Source organism: Streptomyces sp. B21-083 (assembly GCF_036898825.1).
Taxonomy (GTDB): domain Bacteria; phylum Actinomycetota; class Actinomycetes; order Streptomycetales; family Streptomycetaceae; genus Streptomyces.
This window is the reverse complement of record NZ_JARUND010000001.1, coordinates 4,197,008-4,216,829: the sequence shown is the minus strand read 5'-3', so window position 1 is coordinate 4,216,829 and position 19,822 is coordinate 4,197,008. Positions and strand designations below refer to the sequence as shown.

The 19,822-nt window shown below is 69.2% G+C and carries 17 protein-coding genes and 1 pseudogene; 8 read left to right on the top strand and 10 right to left on the bottom strand.

From position 1 onward, the window contains the following. Positions 1-304 precede the first annotated feature (304 nt). Positions 305-1,624, top strand: a complete 1,320-nt coding sequence (gene xynC / locus QA861_RS18800; protein ID WP_334589483.1) for a glucuronoarabinoxylan endo-1,4-beta-xylanase XynC — start codon at positions 305-307, stop codon at positions 1,622-1,624. A 265-nt stretch (positions 1,625-1,889) separates the two neighbouring features. Further along, positions 1,890-2,837: a PLL family lectin gene (locus QA861_RS18795; RefSeq protein ID WP_334589482.1), complete on the top strand. Its 948-nt coding sequence runs from the start codon at positions 1,890-1,892 to the stop codon at positions 2,835-2,837. Positions 2,838-3,352: 515 nt separating this feature from the next. Here the strand turns inward: QA861_RS18795 and QA861_RS18790 are convergent. The 8 genes and pseudogenes from QA861_RS18790 to QA861_RS18755 form a co-directional block, all read right to left on the bottom strand. Further along, complete coding sequence (locus QA861_RS18790; RefSeq protein ID WP_334589481.1) at positions 3,353-3,796, bottom strand: NUDIX hydrolase; 444 nt, start codon at positions 3,794-3,796, stop codon at positions 3,353-3,355. 257 nt (positions 3,797-4,053) lie between these two features. After that, positions 4,054-4,494, bottom strand: a pseudogene (locus QA861_RS18785) (NUDIX hydrolase); the annotation flags it as partial. A gap of 19 nt (positions 4,495-4,513) precedes the next feature. Beyond that, positions 4,514-4,660 (bottom strand): hypothetical protein, encoded by a 147-nt coding sequence (locus QA861_RS18780; protein ID WP_334590617.1) that lies wholly within the window; start codon positions 4,658-4,660, stop codon positions 4,514-4,516. Continuing rightward, the gene (locus QA861_RS18775) at positions 4,660-5,298 is read right to left on the bottom strand and encodes a hypothetical protein (RefSeq protein ID WP_334590685.1); all 639 of its coding nucleotides are present in this window, start codon (positions 5,296-5,298) and stop codon (positions 4,660-4,662) included. The genes QA861_RS18780 and QA861_RS18775 overlap by 1 nt, the downstream gene beginning before the upstream one ends. Continuing rightward, positions 5,295-5,798, bottom strand: a complete 504-nt coding sequence (locus QA861_RS18770) for a phosphohexomutase domain-containing protein (RefSeq protein WP_334589480.1) — start codon at positions 5,796-5,798, stop codon at positions 5,295-5,297. Before QA861_RS18770 ends, QA861_RS18775 begins: the two co-directional genes overlap by 4 nt. Further along, positions 5,791-6,426: a dTMP kinase gene (locus tag QA861_RS18765; RefSeq protein ID WP_334589479.1), complete on the bottom strand. Its 636-nt coding sequence runs from the start codon at positions 6,424-6,426 to the stop codon at positions 5,791-5,793. The genes QA861_RS18770 and QA861_RS18765 overlap by 8 nt, the downstream gene beginning before the upstream one ends. Next, a complete protein-coding gene (locus QA861_RS18760; protein WP_334589478.1) occupies positions 6,423-7,442 on the bottom strand; it encodes a radical SAM protein in 1,020 nt (339 codons plus the stop codon). The genes QA861_RS18765 and QA861_RS18760 overlap by 4 nt, the downstream gene beginning before the upstream one ends. A gap of 137 nt (positions 7,443-7,579) precedes the next feature. Next, the gene (locus tag QA861_RS18755) at positions 7,580-8,026 is read right to left on the bottom strand and encodes an ATP-binding protein (protein WP_334589477.1); all 447 of its coding nucleotides are present in this window, start codon (positions 8,024-8,026) and stop codon (positions 7,580-7,582) included. Positions 8,027-8,258: 232 nt separating this feature from the next. Here QA861_RS18755 and QA861_RS18750 point away from each other — a divergent pair, with 232 nt between their 5' ends. Further along, a complete protein-coding gene (locus QA861_RS18750; RefSeq protein ID WP_334589476.1) occupies positions 8,259-9,539 on the top strand; it encodes an NsdA family TPR-like regulatory protein in 1,281 nt (426 codons plus the stop codon). Further along, positions 9,536-10,075, top strand: a complete 540-nt coding sequence (locus QA861_RS18745) for a GNAT family N-acetyltransferase (RefSeq protein WP_334589475.1) — start codon at positions 9,536-9,538, stop codon at positions 10,073-10,075. The genes QA861_RS18750 and QA861_RS18745 overlap by 4 nt, the downstream gene beginning before the upstream one ends. An 886-nt stretch (positions 10,076-10,961) precedes the next feature. Here the strand turns inward: QA861_RS18745 and QA861_RS18740 are convergent. Further along, positions 10,962-12,350 (bottom strand): glycoside hydrolase family 43 protein, encoded by a 1,389-nt coding sequence (locus QA861_RS18740; protein WP_334589474.1) that lies wholly within the window; start codon positions 12,348-12,350, stop codon positions 10,962-10,964. Positions 12,351-12,650: 300 nt separating this feature from the next. On the opposite strand from QA861_RS18740, the gene QA861_RS18735 reads away from it, so the two are divergent. Together QA861_RS18735 and QA861_RS18730 are read left to right on the top strand one after the other, a co-directional pair. Further along, the gene (locus QA861_RS18735) at positions 12,651-13,532 is read left to right on the top strand and encodes a calcium-binding protein (protein WP_334589473.1); all 882 of its coding nucleotides are present in this window, start codon (positions 12,651-12,653) and stop codon (positions 13,530-13,532) included. A gap of 153 nt (positions 13,533-13,685) precedes the next feature. Next, positions 13,686-14,255 carry a hypothetical protein gene (locus QA861_RS18730; protein WP_334589472.1) on the top strand — a complete coding sequence of 190 codons (570 nt, stop codon included), beginning with the start codon at positions 13,686-13,688 and terminating at the stop codon, positions 14,253-14,255. A 46-nt stretch (positions 14,256-14,301) separates the two neighbouring features. On the opposite strand, the gene QA861_RS18725 is transcribed toward QA861_RS18730, so the two are convergent. Then, positions 14,302-14,847: a DUF2165 domain-containing protein gene (locus QA861_RS18725; protein ID WP_334589471.1), complete on the bottom strand. Its 546-nt coding sequence runs from the start codon at positions 14,845-14,847 to the stop codon at positions 14,302-14,304. Positions 14,848-15,011: 164 nt separating this feature from the next. Between QA861_RS18725 and QA861_RS18720 the strand changes: the two genes are divergently transcribed. After that, positions 15,012-18,383: a tetratricopeptide repeat protein gene (locus tag QA861_RS18720; RefSeq protein ID WP_334589470.1), complete on the top strand. Its 3,372-nt coding sequence runs from the start codon at positions 15,012-15,014 to the stop codon at positions 18,381-18,383. A gap of 252 nt (positions 18,384-18,635) precedes the next feature. Continuing rightward, the gene (locus QA861_RS18715) at positions 18,636-19,769 is read left to right on the top strand and encodes an ADP-ribosylglycohydrolase family protein (protein ID WP_334589469.1); all 1,134 of its coding nucleotides are present in this window, start codon (positions 18,636-18,638) and stop codon (positions 19,767-19,769) included. Positions 19,770-19,822: the final 53 nt, after the last annotated feature.

Here is a 19,822-nt window from a genome sequence, read left to right as displayed (position 1 = left end):
GCCATCGGCTGTGTTCTGCCGTAACCCGAGGTGAACGCCGGTATCGCCCCGGTCCGGGGCGTGTCGGAAGGGCGGACGGTGGTCTCCTCGCCGTACCGCCCGGGTGTCATCCACGCCGCTCGGAGCCGTGAGTCGCACGAATCCGAGGGCTGACTGCCGCACGGTCCCGCACGCCGAGAATGGCGCGTTGTGGAGTCGTCTTTTTCCATGTGGGAGCGCTCCCATTGGGACCGCTAGGGTCCGAATCAGAGCAGGTAGCCAGCAAATAGCCGGCAGGTAGTCAGCAGGCAGGCCAGGAGGAGACATGACGCACAGCCAGAACCAGCCCGTGAACGGGCGCCAGGGATCACCGAGCCGCAGGACCGTCCTGGCGACGATGGGGGCCCTGCCGGTCCTCACCGCCGCGGCGTCGGCCGCCGGTGCTTCGAGAGCCGCGGCGGCTCCGGCGACGGCCGCCGCCACGGTGGTCGTCGATCCGTCGGCGCGCCGCCAGACGATCCGGGGCTTCGGAGGCATGAACCACACGGCCTGGATCGGCGACCTCACAACTGCCCAGCGGGACACGGCATTCGGAACCGGAGAGGGGCGGCTCGGACTGTCGCTGCTGCGGATCCCGGTACCCGAGGACCGGGCGGCCTGGAACCGTGACCTGGCGACGGCGAAACGCGCGGCCGAACTCGGGGTGGCCGTCATCGCGTCGCCGTGGAATCCTCCCGCCTCCATGGTCGAGACCTTCGTCCACGGCAGCCAGACCAACGCCCGACGTCTCAGGTACGACATGTACGGCGCCTACGCCCAGCATCTCAACGACTTCACTACGTACCTGCGGAACAACGGAGTGAATCTGTACGCCATATCGGTGCAGAACGAGCCCGACTACGCGCAGGACTGGACGTGGTGGACCCCTGCGGAAATGGCCCGATTCCTGCGGGAGAACGCCGGCTCGATCGGCACCAAGGTCATCGCGCCGGAGTCCTTCCAGTACCTGAAGAACATGTCGGACCCGATCCTCAACGACACGGCGGCACTCGCGAACGTGGACGTGATCGGGGCCCACCTTTATGGCACGCCGTACGCGAACTTCCCCTATCCCCTGTTCAAACAGAAGGGCGCGGGCAAAGAACTCTGGATGACCGAGGTCTACTACCCCAACAGCACCGACTCGGCGGACCTCTGGCCCCAGGCGCTCGACGTGGGGGAGCACATCCACCACGCCATGGTGGACGCCGAGTTCCAGGCGTACATCTGGTGGTACATCCGGCGCGGCTACGGCCCCATGCGTGAGGACGGCGCGATCAGCAAGCGCGGTGCCTGCATGGCCCAGTTCGCCAGGTTCGTCCGGCCCGGATACGTACGGATCGAGGCGACGGCGAAACCGGCGTCGGACGTCTACGTCTCGGCGTACCGGGGCAGTGGCTCCACGGTCGTGGTGGTCGCCGTCAACAAGGGGGCCTCCGCGGTGAGTCAGCAGTTCACCCTGGCGAACAGCACACCGTCCAGCGTCTCGTCCTGGCTGACCGACGGGAGCAGGAACGTCGCGCCCCAGGGCGCATCCGGCGTGTCGAACGGCTCCTTCACCGCCACGCTGCCCGCTCGCAGCGTGCGGACGTTCGTGACGGGCTGACCGCCGCCCTGGAGGCGCGCAACGGCAAATAATGCCGCTCCAGCGGCAACAGGTTGGCGCTATGTGAGCGACGGCGACAGTCCAGAAATCGTCCAGCTTTTTCTGCGCCCCGGTCCTAGGGTCGCCTTGTTCCTGTTCCTGTTCCTGTTCCTGTTCCTGCTCCACTTTCTGTTCCCGTTTCTGTTCCTGAACCAGAAAGCAGGTCAGTCGCATGGGAAATCCCGACAGACGAATCCGTCGACTGGTGGTGTCCGCAACGGTTTCGGTGGTTTCGGCAGTACTGATCGCCACGCCGGCCATCGGTTTATCCGGTATAGCCTCGGCCGCCGCACCCGCGAAGGGCGTCACCCCCGCAGTCACGGTCTCCGCGTACGGCTCCTCCATAGCCTCCGCCCGGGACGCGGACGGGCGGCTGGAGCTCTTCGGAACCAACAGTGCCGACAACATCTACAACCGTTCGCAGACCACGATCGGCGGAGACTGGTCCAACTGGGCCCAGTTGGACGGCGGGCTGCGTTCCGTCGCGGCGGAGACGAACGCCGACGGGCGCGTCGAGCTGTTCGGCGTGAACGGCGCGGGGCAGGTGTGGCACCGTTCGCAGGTCACGCCTGGTGGCAGCTGGTCGGCCTGGGTTCAGTTCGACGGTGCGCTGACATCGATCGCGGCGGCCCGCAACGCCGACGGCCGCCTGCAGATCTTCGGGTCCAACAGTGCGGGGCAGATCTACACCCGCTCGCAGACGACCATCGGTGGTTCCTGGTCGGCCTGGGTCCAGCTCGACGGCGGGCTGTCACAGGTCGCGGCGGAGACGAACGCCGATGGGCGCATCGAGCTGTTCGGGGTGAACAGCGCGGGGCAGGTGTGGCACCGTTCGCAGGTCACGCCTGGTGGTAGCTGGTCGGCCTGGGTCCAGTTCGACGGTGCTTTGGACTCGATCGCGGCGGCTCGTAACGCGGACGGCCGGTTGCAGGTCTTCGGGTCCAACAGTGCGGGGCAGATCTACACCCGCTCACAGACCACTATCGGTGGTTCCTGGTCGGCCTGGGTCCAGCTCGACGGCGGACTGACACAGGTCGCGGCGGAGACCAACGCCAACGGCCGGATCGAGCTGTTCGGGGTGAACAGCGCGGGGCAGGTGTGGCATCGATCCCAGGCCAGCCCTGGCGGCAGCTGGTCGGCCTGGATCCAGTTCGACGGCGCACTGAGGCCGTAGCTCCGGCCCGGGTACACACCCGTTCGCACGCGGGGCAGTGTCAAGTGCCAGAGCCGCACTGCCCCGTAGGGCGCCCAGCAGCACATCTCCCAGCCCACCCGACCAACCAAGTCGCCCTTGGTACAGGGCGGTTGTGGTCGTCAGTGACGGCCGCGGAACCTACTCAGCAGGCGCTTGGCCTGGCTCCGCCGGCGGGGATCGGCGGCGGCCCGCCGCGCCTGCTCGACCGCACGACGCCCTTGAGGGCTCCGTGCGAACTGCTTGATACGTTCGATCATGCCTGGCATGCGACTCCATCCCTCGATACCGGCCGGCGCCGTCCACAGTTCTGCTACCCGTTGGGGGACGGTTCAGCCCTCCCGACTGCTGGGAGCGGTCAGGACGGCGACCATGCCGTTCGCGTCCCGGGCCACGATTACGGACGCGTCGCGCACAGCGTCCCCGTGGGGTGCGTCGGTCATGGCCGTCGGCGTAGGTGCCTACGCTGACGGCCAGGTCGCGAACGGCGACGAGAGTTACTGCCAGCCATGCTCGTTGAGGCGGTCGATGCCGTTCAGATAGCCGAGCAGGCCTGCTTCTGGGTACTCGATGATGTCCTCGGGCAGATCGTGCACGCTGAACCAGGCGAGCGCGAGGCACTTCTCGGGTTCCTGGTTGTGGGGCGTTCCCTCCCACTCGGTGGCCTCGAAGAAGAAGCCGATCCGCTCGACCTCCTCGTTCTGCCGGTGATGCACGACGTGCACGAGGCGAAGGTGGGCGGGGTCGACGGTGACGTCTGTCTCCTCATACAGCTCCCGAGCGGCGCCGGAACTCAACGGCTCGCCCTTGTCGAGCTTGCCCGAAGGCATGTGCCACCGATAGCGGCCGTAAGGGCCGCCGCGCTGCGACATGAGGATCTTGTCGCCGTCGCGGAGGATGACATGGGTGTCGATGACGGGCTGTGCGGGTTGCGCGCTCACGGTTCCTGGGGGTTCGGTTCGTCGGGTGTGGCGATCGACGCTAGCGGCAAAGGCGGGATGGCATCGGCGATTCGGCGCGCGACGCGTTCGGTCATGTCGGCGTCGGATCCGCTTGTCCATCTCCCTGAGGACACGGTCACTGCCGGACTCGATCCCGAGGGCGACCGCTCGTAGGCCGTTGGTGACGGGGCGGTCGAGTTGCCTGTCGGAGAGCCGGTCGAGGACGTTGATGCGACAACAGGGTTCCGCTTTTGTCGGGCTGTTGTGACCTGCTGGGCCAGCAGCAGTGCCAGTGGGCCCCCCTGAAGTAGGAAGCGTCCTTCGGTGGCGGCCTGGATCGCGTCAGGCATTGGCCACCATGCGAGTTTGAAGTGCTCTTCGCTGGGCGTGAGTTGTTGCGGGCCGCAGGTGAGGCCTTCGGCCAGGAAAAGGTGGATGCGGGCAGGAGAGTCCAGCGTGATGGCGTACGAGCCGAGGGGCCGCCAGGTCCGGGCGGTGACGCCGGCTTCCTCGAGCAGCTCGCGGCGCGCGCATTCTTCCGGTGTTTCGCCAGGCTCTCGGCGTCCCCCGGGCAGGAACACGTACTCGCCGCCGTGCTGCGGGAACACGGCGGCCAGGACGGCGACCGTGCCGTCCGCGTCTCGGGCCACGATTACGGAGGCGTCGCGCAGAGCGTCCCCTTGGGGTGAGTCGGTCATGGCCCGGGAGCGTAGCCGTCTACTCCGACAGCCAGGCCGCGAACGGCACGTTCAGCACGGTCGGGTGAGCAATGCCACGGCCGTGGTAGCCGTCCTCGCCGAATGCGTCACCGTGGTCGGCGCACATGATGATCAGCCACCGTTTCTTGCCGGTGAGCCCGTCGATCAGGCGGCCGAGGTGTGCGTCCGCGTACGCGAGCGCGGCAGCTTGGGATCGCCAGGAGTCGGCACTGTCGCCGATGTAGTGGCCGTGGGGGACATGAGTGGCGGAGACGTTGACAGCGGCCGGTCGGTGGACTGTTCGGCGATGGTCAGGGCGTGGTCTACCTGGTGCCGCGTGGAATCGGGCTCCGGGGAGCAGAACTCGGGACGCCAGTGGTCCTCGTCGAACATGTCGGGCAGCACCGACCCGAGTGGTGTCTCCCGTGAGAAGTAGGTCACGCCGCCGATGCACACCGTCCGGTATCCGTGCTGGGCGAGCCCGGCAAGAAGGCTCGGCGCGTCGAAGACGAACGTGCGCGGATCAACGGTCTTGAACGCGGGCGGGCGGCACTCCCACAGCCGGGGCGGCTGTACGGGCTGCGGAAGCTTGGGGAGGAAGCCGGAGAAGAAGGCGATGTGCGCGGGGAGGGTGAAGGTACCGGGAGTACGGCGTTCCTCCCACACCCCGCCCGGCAGGACGCTGGCCAGGCGCGGCGTCTGACCGGCGTGCAAGGCGGCTCGGGCGACATCGTGGCGCAGGGAGTCCAGGGTGACGAAGAGGATGCTGGTCTGGCTTTGGATGACCTCGGCCGTGTCGGTCACAGTGTCACCACCAGGCCGCGGCGGTCGGTGATGCGCCCCTTGGCCTGGTCGTTCACCGGGATGGGAATCCGGTCGGAGGCGATCACCTTTCGTAGCCTTGCCAGGCCCGTGTCTTCGGTGACCGGCCGGCCGTCCGCGTCGTAGAGGCGAATCGTGATCATCTGCCCGCCGCCGCCGCCGCTGTCGGTCGTGGTCAGCAGGGCTCCGGGGACGCCTCCTAGTTCCTTCATGGCGTGCAGGAGCTGGGCTTCGTCGGCCGTACCAAGACTGGAGACGTGGCAACCCCAGTGCTCGGCATTGACAGCCCCCCGGCAGAACCGTCGGTGGAACTCGGCCGTGACGGGGTGCTCGTCGTGGGCCACGGCCATCTGCCGGGCCTGGCTGATCAGGACGAAGCAGGCGGCGACCCACCAAGCCACGCCCTCGTGGATCTCGCCCGGGAACACCCCTGCGATGCGGCCGTCACGGATGACGGCGTCGCTGTCGATCGGATTAAGCACGCCTGTCCTCCAGGTACTTGACGATGGCATCCGCCAGGTCGTCCGGGCTGCGACCATCGGTGGGGAGCATGACTGCCGTGGGGTCCTCGTCGATGACGGCATGGAAGTTTTGCTGGAGCCTGGCAAGACGGCCGGGGATGTCGAACAGGTCGGTGTCGTCCTGCTTCACGTCCGTCTTGGTGCCCATCCGCTCTTTCAGCGAGCTGCCGGAGCTGACCAGGCAGAAGGTGGCGTCAGGCGCCACGAGGTACGGCAGGAACGGGGCGATCATTTCTTGCACCTGGCCCAGGCCGGCGTGGTTGACGGCGGCATGGCAGGCCATGACCGATACGACGTAGCGGTCCGCGACAACTGGTCCCACGCTGAGGGCCTGCCGTACGAGGTCGGAGACGTGCAGGAGACCGGAGAGGTAGAAGGCAATTTGCGGAAGCGGCCGAAGCTCCCGGTTGACCGAGTCGGACCAGTTGGTGTGCGGATCGGTGAGGGTATGGATCGTTGCGGCGCCGAGCCGCTTGGCCAACCTTCGGGCAAGCGTCGACTTCCCGACTCCGGAGACGCCTTCCAGGACCACGAACGGCCCCTGGCGTTCCGCAACCCCGGGCGTGTACGGGGCGGGCAGGGGGATCACAGGGTGCCCTCGGTGAAGGCCGAGACGTGCCGTGCGACGGCCGCGGGAAGCTGCTTCGGATCAGCCAGCAGAGGCCGGATGTCCATGCGGAGGTCGTCCCGCAACAGACAGGGTTGGACTCCGCCGGCGTGGTCGACGCGAAGGGACCAGAACCCCTCCACGCACTTGGACCTGACAGGGCAAGCGCCGCACTGGCCGACGTGGTGGCGCCCGAGTTCGCGATGGATGACGTCGATCTCGATGCCGTCGATGCGGAAGATCCGCCGTCCCTGCCCGACGCCGGAGACCTCGACCTCTTCGTCCCTGGTCAGGGTGCGCAGATGATCGATGATGCCTTGGGCGCCGATCGCGGAGTCCTTTCGCTTGGTGTTGAAGTCGGTGTCCACCAGCTCGATGAACTGGACAGGCATACGACGGTCGAGAGCGAAGGCCAGGATGTCGTGCAGCTCGTGTTCGTTCTCCCGCTGTACGAGCGTGTTCAGTTCCACTCGCTCGAACAGCTCGCGGGCCGCCTCGATCCCGTCGAGGATGGTCGCGATGCCGATGCGGGTATTGGCGATGGCCTTGAGCGACGCGTCCGAGAAGTAGTGGAGGGAAACCTTCACCTTGTCCAGGGCGGTCGTAGAGAGCCATTTCTGATGAGTGCGAACCAGCGTTCCGTTCGTGATCAGGGTGTAGCTCGTGTCCGGTCCGCGTTCGGGGAGTTGGGTGAGGATCGGCCGGGACAAGGGCGACATAAGCGGTTCCCCGCCTGTGAAGTACACCCGCTTGAGCCCCGCGTTCATCAGGGCGCCCAGGACGGTCAGGAAGTCCTCAGCGGTCATCTCGCGGTCGCGGGGCAGCGCATCGCGGTGCAGGTGTGTGAAGGGCGGCGGGACGTCACCCTCGTTGTGGCAGAACCAGCACTTCTCGTTGCATTTCGGGGTCAGGGAGACCCTGAGTTGGCCGCGCAGCATGGCGAAGTTCCGCAGCGCGGTCCAGTCCACGTCGTTGGTGTTCGAAAGCGGAATGGTCATGGTCTGGTGCTCCTTCCGTAGGTGCACTTCTGGTTTGGCGGCCGCTTGTCCGAAGGCGCGGATGAGCTTCTGCGGTGGCGCATGTCGCTCAGGGCGCGGCCGGAGCCAAACAGCAGCGAAGGCGCCGAGGGCTGCGGTCACTGGTCGGCCTCGGTGAGGAGCTCGGCCCACACCTCTTTGCCCCACGGGCGACGACCGGAGCCCCGCAGGTCATAGCCCCAGCGGTCCGCGAGTTCGTCGATCAGGAGCAGGCCACGGCCGGACTCGTCGTCGGCAGCGACAGGGTTGAACACCGGCAGACGCGTGGGCGCCCGGTCCACCACCCCGACGCGGACCAGCGCCGTACTCGGCCGTCGGACGAGCAGACGGATCGACTGGCCCGGGGTATGTCTGATGGCATTCGTGACCAGTTCCGAGATGATCAGCGCTGCGGGGTCGGCGAAGTCGTTCAGGTGCCATACGGCGAGGGCGTCGCGGACGAGCTTGCGGGCTATCGAGGCCGTCGTCGGCTCGCACGGGAAGGTCTGGCTGTAGGCGGGAGGCCCGGTCGGGGCAGCCTGAACTGGCGTACTGAGACTCGTCATTGGTGGAGCCCTTGTCGTTGTCTCGGTGCCCGGCCCGCCCCTTGGCGGACTCAGGAGCGGGCCGGGCCGTCAACAGCCGCCCGCACTCGGGGAGGAGCAGCCTGTGACCAGACAACTGCGAGTCGTAGCCAGCTGGTTAGGGCGGTCAGACGAGTGCCAGACGGTGAGGCCTAGGGCGATTTGACCTCGCCGTTACCTGACGGATGGGGGGTCGTGCGGCTACCGTGCGTGGATGGGCATCACGCGCAACACCGTTCTTGAGGCGTGGATGAACGAGCACGGTCACAGCTCCAACTCCCTTGCCGATGCGGTCAACACGGCCGTGGGGCGACTGACCGGACGGTCCGGCGGGCTGGACGGATCATCCGTCCGCTCCTGGAAAGCGGGGCGGGTACGGTGGCCGAAATCGGCTACCCGCAGGGCCCTTGAGGACGTCAGCGGCCTACCCGCCACGGCTTTAGGGTTCGTGCCACGGGGCCAGGCCCGGTCCACCCCAGCCGCATCGCAGGAGGACCTCGACATGAAGCGCCGTACCCTCGTCGGCGGCATCGCCGCCACTGCCGCAGCAGCAGCCGTGCCCGGCAGTGGATCGCCGCGCCGTATCGGCATGGGCGACGTCGACCGCCTGCAGCAACGCTTCGCGGAGATCATCGCCAGTGACCACCGCCACGGCGGCCAACTCGGCATCGAGCAGCGGGCCGCCGCGCTCGCCGACGAGGCGCTGAACCTACAGATTGCCGGCAGTGCCAGCCAGCGTGTACGCGGCAACCTGTATGCCTGCGCGGCTTCGTTCCGCTCCTCGGCGATGTGGGCGGCGATCGACGGCCGCCGCTACGAGGACGCGAAGACGCACATGCGAGAAGCACAGACCCTCGCCGAGATGTCCGGCGACCAGGCGATCAAGTTCCGCATCTGGAGTCACGCGGGGACCATGTACCGCCACATGAGGCGTCCTGCCGACGCGCTTGCCGCGAACGACGTTGCCCGCAACCTGCACCTCACCCGCCGCGACCCCTTGTTCGCGTCCCTCGGCCTGGCCCGACAGGCGGCCATCCATGGCGCGGCGCAGGACCGCAGCGGCACCCGGCGGGCGTTCGAGCAGGCACAGGACGCCATGCTGCGCGCCGACCCTGCCGACTATCGGCCGGTGTGGATGCTCGCCTTCTACGATCAGGCCGAGCTGGACTCCTTGGCCCTGTCGGCGTATCTGACGCTCGGCGACTACCCGACCGCCGAGTTCCATGCCCACCGTTGTCTGTCTGCCCTCCGGCCCCACATGGTCCGCTCCCGGGCCATCACGACCACCCGACTCGCACACGCCCAACTTGCCCAGGGCGACGGCGATGCCGCCACGGCTACGGCGATGAAAGTCCCCGTCGACGTTGCTACGCAACACGTCCGGGTAGCGCGCATGCTGCAGGAGTTCGGGGCCGCGCTACGAGCCACCGGACCGGACGGCACCACCGTGCACACCTGGACCGAGCACACCGCCGCCTGGAGGATGGCCGCGTGACCCCGGCGCCCGGCATCGAGTTGCGCACGTTCACCACCCTCTACACCGTCCGCGGTGACCTCCTCGATGTGTACGCCGACGTACGGGCCCCGCTGCTCCACCTGCCGAACTACGCGGTCACCGCGTTCGGGGAGCGCCTGGACCGGCATGGCGTCGAGTCGGGTTTCGGGGCTGTGCTCGCGTACGTAAACGGGCATCCGGTCGGATACGTCTACGGCAACACGATCGAGCACGGTAACCGGTACTGGCAGCGCACGGTCCCGGCGCCGGCGCACGAATACACAGAGCGTCCGGCCGTGGCCCTGAAGGAGATCGGCGTACGCACCCAGTGGCGGGGCACGGGTACCGCGCGACGCCTCCACGACGCCTTCCTCGCCACGCGCGACGAGCCGTACGTGACGCTCATGGTCAACCGGGCAGCGGGAGACGGGAAGGTCCACGCGCTCTACCGGTCGTGGGGCTACGAGGACATCGGTCAGAGCCAGCCGTCAGTAGCTTCGCCGAACCTGGTGGTGATGATCCGGACTACCTGCTGACCAGCACCTGTTTCTGGGGCGGCCTGCTCCTCATGCCGGGGACGAGCCGCCGCTGTATGCGAGGTCCTCCGTCCGCTCGCAGGCTTCCGGCACGTGCCCGTACCAAGCACCGGATCTCCTCGGAGACTTCCAGTCCCTGCGCAGCACTGTGAGAGTGGGCAGCAGCGCGACGGGTTAGAGCTCACGGGCTGGCCATGCGGAGACCATCGGGCGTCCGAAGCGCACGGTTGAGAACACCCCGCGAGTGGGGGAGCAGGCGACTGGCGTCCTCGATCAGGGAGCGGTTGAGATCCTCCCTGCGCGGGCGGGGATGGTCCCGGGCGCACGGGCGGGAGGACTTCCGCCTCCTGCTGCTCCCCGCACCGGCGGGGATGGTCCCAACGCGCCCACCATGCTGCCCCCGGATTCCGTCTGCTCCCCGCACGCGCGGGGATGGTCCCCCGTGCTCCCCGCCACGTAGTCCGGCGATTGGCTGCTCCCCGCACGCGCGGGGATGGTCCCGAATGCGGCTGTGCCGTCGAGACCGGTCCAGACTGCTCCCCGCACGCGCGGGGATGGTCCTGACCCGCACCTACCGCTGGACCGCCGATGTCACTGCTCCCCGCACGCGGGGATGGTCCCGGTCCGGGCACGGGCTGGATCGAACTGGATGCCTGCTCCCCGCACGTGCGGGGATGGTCCCGAAGTGAAGGCTCCGGCAATCGGGGCACTCTGCTGCTCCCTGCGCGCCCCCAGGGGCACCCTCTTACTCGTTCGGGCGCCACCCTTCAGCGTTTATGTCCTTCATCGCCCACCCGGACGTCGGAAGTTGTGACGATCAGCAGAACCCGAGAAGCAGGCGGGACAGCCCGTAGCCGTGCGCGGGACACTCACCCCCCGTCCAGCATCAGTACCCCACCCGGAACGTGGCGTCCTGCTTCTCCGTGGTCGTCGAGATCGGGTCGATGCGCAGGACGTAGTTCGAGTGGCGTATGTACCGCGTCGGGTTGTTGTACGAGCGGAAGGATGCCCAGGAGCTGTCCGCCAGGCCCGCCGTGCGGTAGAAGGTCGCGTCGCCGGCGAAGGTCGACGTGCCGTCGTTGACGTCGAGTTGGAGGGCGTAGTTGTAGTGGCGGAGATAGCGGGTGGGGTAGTTGACCGACTGGAAGGAGATGCCGGTGCTGTCCGCCAGGCCCGGGACGAGCTTCCACTCCGAGTCGGTGTACTGGTCGAAGGGGTATTCGTCGATGCGGCCGACGTAGTTGGCGTGGCGGACGTAACGGGCCGGGTAGTTGTACGACTTGAGGCGGTTCCAGGCCGGGGCGCCCCACTTGGTGAGCAGGTTGTTGTACTCGGTCGTCGTGATCGTCGTGATGCCGCAGTGCTTGGAGTTGACCGGCTGCGTGTAGGTCTTCTGGTCGAGCGCGGTCCAGGTGCCGGAGGCCAGGTCGGAGGTCTGCCAGGCGTAGAAGACACCGTTCGGGGTGTAGGTGTCGCCCCAGAGGTACCAGGTGTTCGACGACAGCGACTTGAAGACGGTCGGGGCTTCCGTGCCGCCGTGAGCCACGCCCGCGCTGTACTCGGTGAAGCTGCCCGGGTTGAGGGTCGTGGAGCGGGCGGAGACCAGGGTCTGGTTCTTCTTGAAGAAGAGGTAGTTGTAGCCGTTGACGCCGACCGCCATGTCACCGTCGATCACGTCGTAGCCGGGGTCGAAGAAGACCTGCGGAGCCGACGCCGTGACGAAGTCGCTGGTGTAGTTCACCATGATCACGTTGTGGCCGCTGGAGTTGACCGCCGAGTAGATCACCGCGTACTGGCCCCGGCCCGCGTCCCAGAACGCCTCGGGTGCCCAGCTGTGCGTGGTCATGTCGTGGAGTTTCAGGCGCCGGTAGCCGGTGAAGGTGCGCAGGTCGGCCGAGTCCCAGACATGGATGTACTGGCTGTTGTACGACCAGTCCGTGCTCTTGAGGTCGGTGGCGATGGCGACGAACGTGCCGTCCTGCTTGCGCATGAGGAACGGGTCGCGCAGTCCGAGGGCGCCTGCGGTGGGGGTGACCACGGGGTTGTTCTGGTTCAGTGGCGTCCAGTTGAGCGAGTCCGGGCTGACGGCCAGGTGGAGGCCGTAGTCGGTGCCGGCGCCGAGGCTCGTCGACTCGGTGAAGTAGCACATCACGTACGCGGAGTCGGCCGCGTGGGCGGTGCCGGCGCCGAGGGTCAGGACGCCGGACGCGGCGAGCGGGGCGGTGGCGGCCATGCCGAGGAAGAGACGGCGGGAGGGCTGGGGTCGTGCGCTCATCGGTGTCTCCAAGCGGGTGCGGCTACGGGGGTGTGCGGGTGCTGGTCCGGGAGCGGAGTGAGCGGCTGCACGCCACGTATGGAACGTATGGGGTGATGGGGGACATGAAAGTGCAGCCGGAGAAGCGAATTGGCCGAAATTTCGAACTAGGTTCGGAAAGTCGATCAGAAGGTAGATCGCCCCACCCTCCTCGTCAATCACTCTGGCAACGCTGTGCGGATTCTTTGTGCACAACCCTTTGCGCGCGCCGCGAGTCACCTGGGGGTGTCGAACCCGCTTGTCCCTCTTGAAGGCTGTGCAATGCCCGCTCGCTCCGCGAGTAGTCCCGTACGCCGGCTCGTCAGCCGCAAGGCGCTCCGCGTGGCCTCGGCACTGACCCTGACCGTCACCACCGGACTGACCGCCCTGGTCGCCCTGCCCGCCGGCGCCGCGGAACCGGTGGCCACCGTGACGATGGGCGCTGACGGCAAGTCCTTCGTCTACAAGGCGGCGCCGGGCCAGACCAACAAGGTGACAGTCGAGGCGTGGGAGGACGGTGGCGTGAATCTCTACTTCATGTACTTCATCCACGACGTCGTCCCGATCGAGGACCCCGGGCACGTCTGCAACTACCCCGACCCCGCAGACCGCACCAAGATCACCTGCAACCAGCACACCCCGGACGCCACCCACAAGTACGTAATGTTGACCATGAAACTCGGCGACGGCAACGACACCGTCACCTACAACAACCACACAAATTACGAATTCCCCACCGCAATCGAGCTGGGCGCCGGAAAGGACACGTCGACCCAGACCGGCAGCACCGACGTCAACCTCGTCTACGGCGGACCCGGCGACGACAACATCACCGTGCACGACCGGGGTAGGGCCTGGGGCCAGGACGGCAACGACACGATCTCCGCCGACGGCGAGGGGAGCCGCGTGGACGGGGGCACGGGCAATGACCTCATCTCCGGGGGTGCGGGCCGGCAGACCCTGACCGGCGGGACCGGCAACGACACGATCCGCGGTGGCACCGGCAACGACCTGATCTACGGCAGCCCGGGCGACGACATCCTCTACGGCAACAGCGGCAACGACACGATCCAGGGCAACAGCGGAAACGACAGGCTGTACGGCGGTCCTGGCAAGGACGCCCTCAGCGGCGGCCCCGGCCGCAACGTCGTCCACCAGAACTGACGCAAGGACTGATACCAGAACTGACACCGGGGCCCCGCCCACCCGGATGCCCTCCCCGCTCCTCGACCGTCCAGGGAGGGCACGCACGTCGGAGTACGATGATCCGACCCCCGGCGGAGTACCCGGCGGCGGGTTCCGTAGCTGAGGAGATGCGTGACCGTGGCTGCCCGACGGCTTCCCTCATCGGTCTGGGTCACCGGTCTGACCTTGGGCGCGGTCGCCGCCGTCGCCGTGCTGGCGGTGAAGGCCGAACAGGGTCCGCAGCCCCACGCCACCGCCGCCGCCAGGCCCAACGCCTCCGTCTCGGCGAAGCCCTCCGCCAAACCCAGCCAGGCCGTCGAGGCGGCCGTGCCGGACGGGTCGGGAACCGGGCGGCGGGTCGTCTACTCGCTCGGGCAGAAGCGGGTCTGGCTGGTCGACGCGAGTGAGCAGACCCGCCGTACGTTCGTGGTGTGGCCGGGCTCGGTGAGCCCGGACCCCGGAAAGTACACGGTCGGGCAGCGGGTCGAGGCCCGGACCGGCTCCGACGGCGTCGCGATCGAGCACGTCATGTTCTTCGCCACCGGTTCCGGGCTCTCGATCGCCTTCTCCAACGCCGTCGACGGCGCCTCACCGCAGCCCGCGTCCGGCGTCCAGACGGGCGGCATCCGCATGTCCAAGGCGGACGGCACCGCCCTCTGGGCCTTCGGGGACACGGGCACCGAGGTGACGGTCGTCAAGTAGTCGGCTTGGCGGTTGTCAGACAGTCGTCAGATAACCGCGCCGCTCCCTACGACTCCTCGGCCGCCGCTCGGGGCGCACCCGTGGGCAGGTGGAGCACCAGCAGCACCACCCCGCTCAGCAGGAACACCCGTGTCGCCGCGTCCAGGCCGTTCCAGTCGTCGGACTGCCACATGGCGAACCACTCGCCGCCGATCGCGATGAAACCGGCGCCGAACAGCAGCATCAGCATCAGCAGGCCGTACGTCGAGACGCTCCGCGCCCGTTCGAGGTCGCGGCGGACCCACAGCCACGTACCGGCGACGAGGACGAACGCGGCGAGTGTCTCCCACGCGATGATCGCCACGTACGCCGCGTCCGCCAGGCCCTTCGACGTGATGGCCCGCCACATCAGGTCGTCGTCCTTGAACGTGGTGTCCATCGCGAGGACATGGCGCACGAACTGCTGGTTCGAACCGAAGTCGGTGATGTTGCCGAGCGCCACGAGGGCGATGTAGAGCGCGACGGTCGCCGTCAATACCGTCGCGGCGAGGGTGAGCGCGGTATGTGTGGGGGGAGTGGTACGCGTGGAGTGGGGGGTACCTGTTGTGGTCATGAGGCAACTCTATGGATCGGCCCGGACGCCGTCTCCACGTCCCCTCCTCGGTTGACCTCCCGTTCACCGTAGGCGAGTTGGGGAGTTTGGTCAGACTGATGGATGCGGCACTGATGCGGCAGAAGGTTCGCCACGACACCGCCACGACACAGGGAGACGTACGGATGGCTCAGGCCCCGCGGCCGTCGATGCGGCAGCTGATCCAGCAGCGCGGACGCGCCGGGTTCGTCGGCCGGAGTGCCGAACGGGCGGCGTTCCGGGCCAACTTCGAGCTGCCGCCGGACGACGAACGCCACCACTTCCGCTTCCATGTGCACGGCAACGCCGGGGTCGGAAAGACCTTCCTGGTGAGGGAGTTGGAGCAGCAGGCCAAGGAACGCGGCGCGCTCACCGCGTACGTCGACGAGGGCGCCGGCAGCGTCCCGGAGGCGTTGGCGGTGATGTGCCGTCAGTTCGCCGCCCAGGGACGGCGGTTCAAGGAACTGGAGCGGCTCCTCGCGGCCCATCGTGAGCGGCGGCACGAGGCCGAGTCCGCCGTCGCGAGCCTCGAACCGCAGCCCGAAAGTCCCTCGGCCGGCAGTCTGACGGCCGCCCGGATCGGGCTCGTCGGCGCCGGACTCATCCCCGTCGTCGGACCGTTCGCCGGGGCACTCGACGCCGACCGGATCGCCCAGGGCGCCGACCGGGTACGGGCCGGGATCGCCGCCCGGCTGCGCAACCAGGACGACGTACAGCTCGTCCTCGCGCCCGAGCGCGTCCTCACGCCGGTGCTGCTCGCCGAGCTGGACGACATCTGCGCGGCCGTGCCCTGGATCGTCCTGTTCCTCGACACGTACGAGCGCACCGGCCCGTTCCTCGACGGCTGGCTGCACGACATCATGACCACCGACCGCTACGGCGACCTCTCCTTCCCCGCCAACCTCGTCCTCGTCACCGCAGGTCAGCGGCGATTCGACACGGGACGCTGGGGAGGCTTCGCCGACTTCGTCACCGAGGTGCCCCTCGGGCCGTTCACGGAGGCCGAGGCGCGCGGACTGCTCGCCGACAGGGGCGTGACGGACGAGCCGGTCGTCGAGGAGGTGCTGCGGCTCACCGGCGGACTGCCGGTGCTGGTGTCGACCCTCGCCGCGGCCCGCCCCGCCGACCCGGACGACATCGGCGACCCGAGCGCGACCGCCGTCGAACGGTTCCTGAAGTGGGAGTCCGACCCCCTGCGCCGGGCCGCCGCCCTCGCGTGCGCGCTGCCCCGGCGCCTGGACGCGGACATCTTCCGGGCCGCGCTCCCCGCCCCGGCGCAGGCGCGGAGCGAGGCCGAACTCGACGTGCTGTTCGGGTGGTTGAGGGCCCTGCCGTTCGTGAGCGACCGGGGTGACCGGGTCCAGTACCACGACGTCGTACGAGCACCCATGCTCCGTCTCCAGCGCCGCCGCTCCCCGCGCCGCTGGGCCGAGCAGCACACCTGGCTGGCGGACACCTTCGCCGGCTGGCGCGCCGAAGCCGAAGTGCCTCTCCACGCAGACGAGTTGTGGGCGACGGAGGAGTGGCGGGAGCTGCGGTTCGCGGAGTCGTACCACCTGCTGTGCGCGTCCCCCCGTACGGCGCTGCCCCTCGTCCTGCGGGACGTCGTCGACGCCTGCGACCACGGGGAGGTGGTCGCCCGGCGCCTGGCGCGGGTGCTGGTGGATGCCGGGGACGACAACGAGGCGTCGGCGGTACGGAGTTGGGGACACGACCTCCTCGAAGCGCTCACGGACGAAGGCGACGGCGGAGACGGCGGAGGGGAGAGCGGGGCCGGCGGGGTGCTCGGCGTGCTCGCGCTGCTGCTGGGCCGGGCCGGGCTCGACGCGCGGGGGCAGGCCGTCGCACGCATGCTGCGCGGCCGCGAACTGCGGCTGAGCGGGGAGTACGAGAGGGCACTCGGCGAGTACGAACAGGCCCTCGCCCTCGATCCCGAACTGGAGCGCGCCTACTACGGCCGGGGCGTCACCCGCGCCGAACAGCGTGACTACGCCGCCGCCATCACCGACCTCGACCGCGCCGACGAACTCGCCCCCGACACCGCCCGTGTCCTGTTCGCACGCGGCGACTACCACCGTGTCCTCGGCCACCACGAGGAGGCGATCCGTGACCTGGACCGGGCCGTCGTCCTCGGCCCCGACCTGGCCGGCGCCTGGGCCTCCCGCGGCGTCACCCGGCACGGCACCGGCGACATCGAGCAGGCCCTCGCCGACCTCGACCGAGCTCTGGAAGTGGACCCCGAGCATCTGTGGGCGCTGGTCCGGCGGGCCCGGGTGCACCGCTCGCGCGGGGAGCAGACCGCTCAGTTCGCCGACCTGGACCGGGCGGTGGCGCTCGGCCCCGAGGTGGCCTGGGTCGTGTGCCAGCGCGGCGACGCGCTGCGGGTCGCCGGCCGCGACGCCGAGGCCCTCGCCGACTACGACCGGGCCCTCGAACTCGCCCCGGCCTACGCGTCGGGATACGCCAGCCGGGGAGCCTCGCGCGGCCGGCTCGGTCGCCACGAGGAGGCGTTGGCCGACCTGGACAAGGCGCTGGAACTGAATCCGTCGTACCTCTGGGCGCTGGTGCAGCGCTCGGTGGTGCACCGGCGGATCGACGGATACGAGGCGTCGTACGAAGACGCCGACCGGGCGCTCGAGTTGGAGCCGGAGAGCGCCTTGGCGCTGTGGAACCGGGGCGAGGCGCTGCGCTGTCTGGGCCGGTTCGAAGAGGCGCGCGTCGACCTGGACCGGGTTCTGTCACTGTTCCCGGGCAGTGTGCGGGCGGTCGGCTGCCGTGGCGCCGTACTGCACGAACTGCGGCTGTACGGAGCGGCGTTGGCGGATCTGGACCGGGCGGTCGCGCTCGACCCGGACGGGGCCTGGCAGCTGATGCGGCGGATCATGACCCTGCTGGCGGTGGGCCGCCCCGAGGACGCACGTACCGATCTGCGCCGCTATCTCGTGATCGGCGACGACCTGGCCTGGGCGCACCACACCCTCGCGCGGCTCCACCTCCTGGACGGTCGCCCCGAGGACGCGGCGGCGGCGCTCGCGGAGGCCGCGCGGCTCGGGCTCGTGGAGCCGGCCGGCCTTGAGGAGCTGGCCCGCACCCAGCGCAAGGCGGGGGAGTGGCGGGCCGCCCGGGAGACGGCGGACCGGATGCGCGCCCTGCGCGAGGTCGGCGGCGTCTTCTGCCTCGCCCTCGCGGTCGCCGGGGAGCGGGGCCGGGACGCCGCGCGCCCGGTGTGGCGTGAGGCGGACCGGCTGGCCTCCGGCTGGGAGCCGACCGAGGGCGCCTCCGGCTTTCCGCACGCGGTGATCGCGGCGGGTCTCGGCGACTGGGCGGGACTGGACGAGCATCTCGCCGTCCTGCTCACGGGACCGCGGGAGTGGGTGGACGTGGCGTGGCTGGCCGACCTGATGGGCGAGCTGGCGCGGGCGCCGGGCGGTTCGCCGGAGGAGGCTGAGCGGCTCGCCGTACGGCTGGCGCGGGTGCGGGAGGCGCGGGAGACGATCAGCGGGCGGTACGCGCGCTGACGTAGGCGGGAGGCATGCAGGGCATGCAGGGCATGCAAGGCGGGTGAGGCGGGGGAACACGTGTGAGGGCTGTGAGGGGTGTGTGGAGACGGCGTAAGGCTCCCGATTGGTGACCAGCTGGGACCACTCATGCCCAGTCGGGCCAGATTCCGCATACCAATCCGGGCCCTGAGCAGACCGTTCCCGGTCGATTACAGTGCTGAGCTGTCAATCGTACGAACGGTGCTGTGAGGGAGGTCCGAGGTGGGCGTGATGACATCCGGTGGAGTGGCCGGTGCCGCGTCCGGCGCCATCTGGGGCCGCTCCGAACAGCAGGACTTCCGCAGCCGGGTCCGCGGCACACTGCTCGGCGCGGCTCTCGGTGACGCCCTGGGCGCGCCACTCGACGGACTCACCCTCGACTCCATCCACGAGGCGTACGGCGCGGAGGGCCTCACCGATCTGGCCTTCGCGTACGGCAGACGCGGTGCGATCACCGACATCACCCAGCTCACCCTCTTTACCCTGGACGGCCTGATCCGCGCCCAGGTCCGTCGCGACACCGGCGCCTGGCACCCGCCGACCGACCTGCACCGCGCCTACCGCCGCTGGGCGGCCACCCAGAGCGACTGGGGGCCCGACGAGCGGCGCAAGGAGGACGGCTGGCTGGCCCGCGAGGAGTGGCTGTACGCCCGTCGCGACCCGGCCCTCTCCTGTCTGCTCGGCCTCGGCGACGAGACGATGGGCACCCTGGACGCGCCCAAGAACCCCGGTGAGGGGGGCGTGGAGGCGGCGGCCCGCTCGGGCCCGTTCGGGCTTCTGGTCGGCTGGGAACCGCAGCTCGTGATGCAGCTGGCGGTGGAGTGCGCCGCGCAGACCCACGGCCACCCGACGGGTTACCTGGCGGCGGGCGCGTACGCCGTGATCGTGCACGGCCTGGCGCGCGGCGAGAGCCTCGACGCGGCGGTCCAGCGGGCGCTGGCCCTGCTGGCGGCGAGAGCCGGCCACCAGCAGGTGGCGGAGGCCCTCCAGCGTGCCCTGGGCGCCGTACGCCAGGGCATCCCGTCCCCCGCGCGGGTCGCGGACCTGGCCGGCGCCGGCACGGCGGAGGGCCTCCTGTCTGTGGCGGTGTACTGCGCGCTGGTCGGCGAGGACGTCCGCCACGGGCTGTCCCTGTCGGTCAACCACGGCGGCCCCTCGGCCGCGACGGGCGCCCTGACCGGCGGCCTGCTGGGCGCCCTGCACGGCGAGACGGCCCTCCCGCCCGCCTGGCTGGCGGAACTGGAGGGCCGACCGACGATGCTGGTCATCGCCGACGACTTCGCCATGGAGATGACCCAGGGACCGGCCCTCCACGGCCCGGCGGGATCTTCACCGGGGTGGCTCGCACGGTATCCACGGGCTTGACGGGTGAGGCGGGTCGGGTGACGCCGGGCGGATGACGCGGGACGGGTGACGCG

What these genes read in the sequence shown, in the direction of transcription:
- QA861_RS18725 (WP_334589471.1), bottom strand. Translation starts at nt 14,847, where the DNA reads ATGACCACAACAGGTACCCCCCACTCCACGCGTACCACTCCCCCCACA.
- QA861_RS18755 (WP_334589477.1), bottom strand. Translation starts at nt 8,026, where the DNA reads ATGACGAGTCTCAGTACGCCAGTTCAGGCTGCCCCGACCGGGCCTCCC.
- QA861_RS18740 (WP_334589474.1), bottom strand. Translation starts at nt 12,350, where the DNA reads ATGAGCGCACGACCCCAGCCCTCCCGCCGTCTCTTCCTCGGCATGGCC.
- QA861_RS18760 (WP_334589478.1), bottom strand. Translation starts at nt 7,442, where the DNA reads ATGACCATTCCGCTTTCGAACACCAACGACGTGGACTGGACCGCGCTG.
- QA861_RS18715 (WP_334589469.1), top strand. Translation starts at nt 18,636, where the DNA reads ATGACATCCGGTGGAGTGGCCGGTGCCGCGTCCGGCGCCATCTGGGGC.
- xynC (WP_334589483.1), top strand. Translation starts at nt 305, where the DNA reads ATGACGCACAGCCAGAACCAGCCCGTGAACGGGCGCCAGGGATCACCG.
- QA861_RS18735 (WP_334589473.1), top strand. Translation starts at nt 12,651, where the DNA reads ATGCCCGCTCGCTCCGCGAGTAGTCCCGTACGCCGGCTCGTCAGCCGC.
- QA861_RS18720 (WP_334589470.1), top strand. Translation starts at nt 15,012, where the DNA reads ATGGCTCAGGCCCCGCGGCCGTCGATGCGGCAGCTGATCCAGCAGCGC.
- QA861_RS18750 (WP_334589476.1), top strand. Translation starts at nt 8,259, where the DNA reads ATGGGCATCACGCGCAACACCGTTCTTGAGGCGTGGATGAACGAGCAC.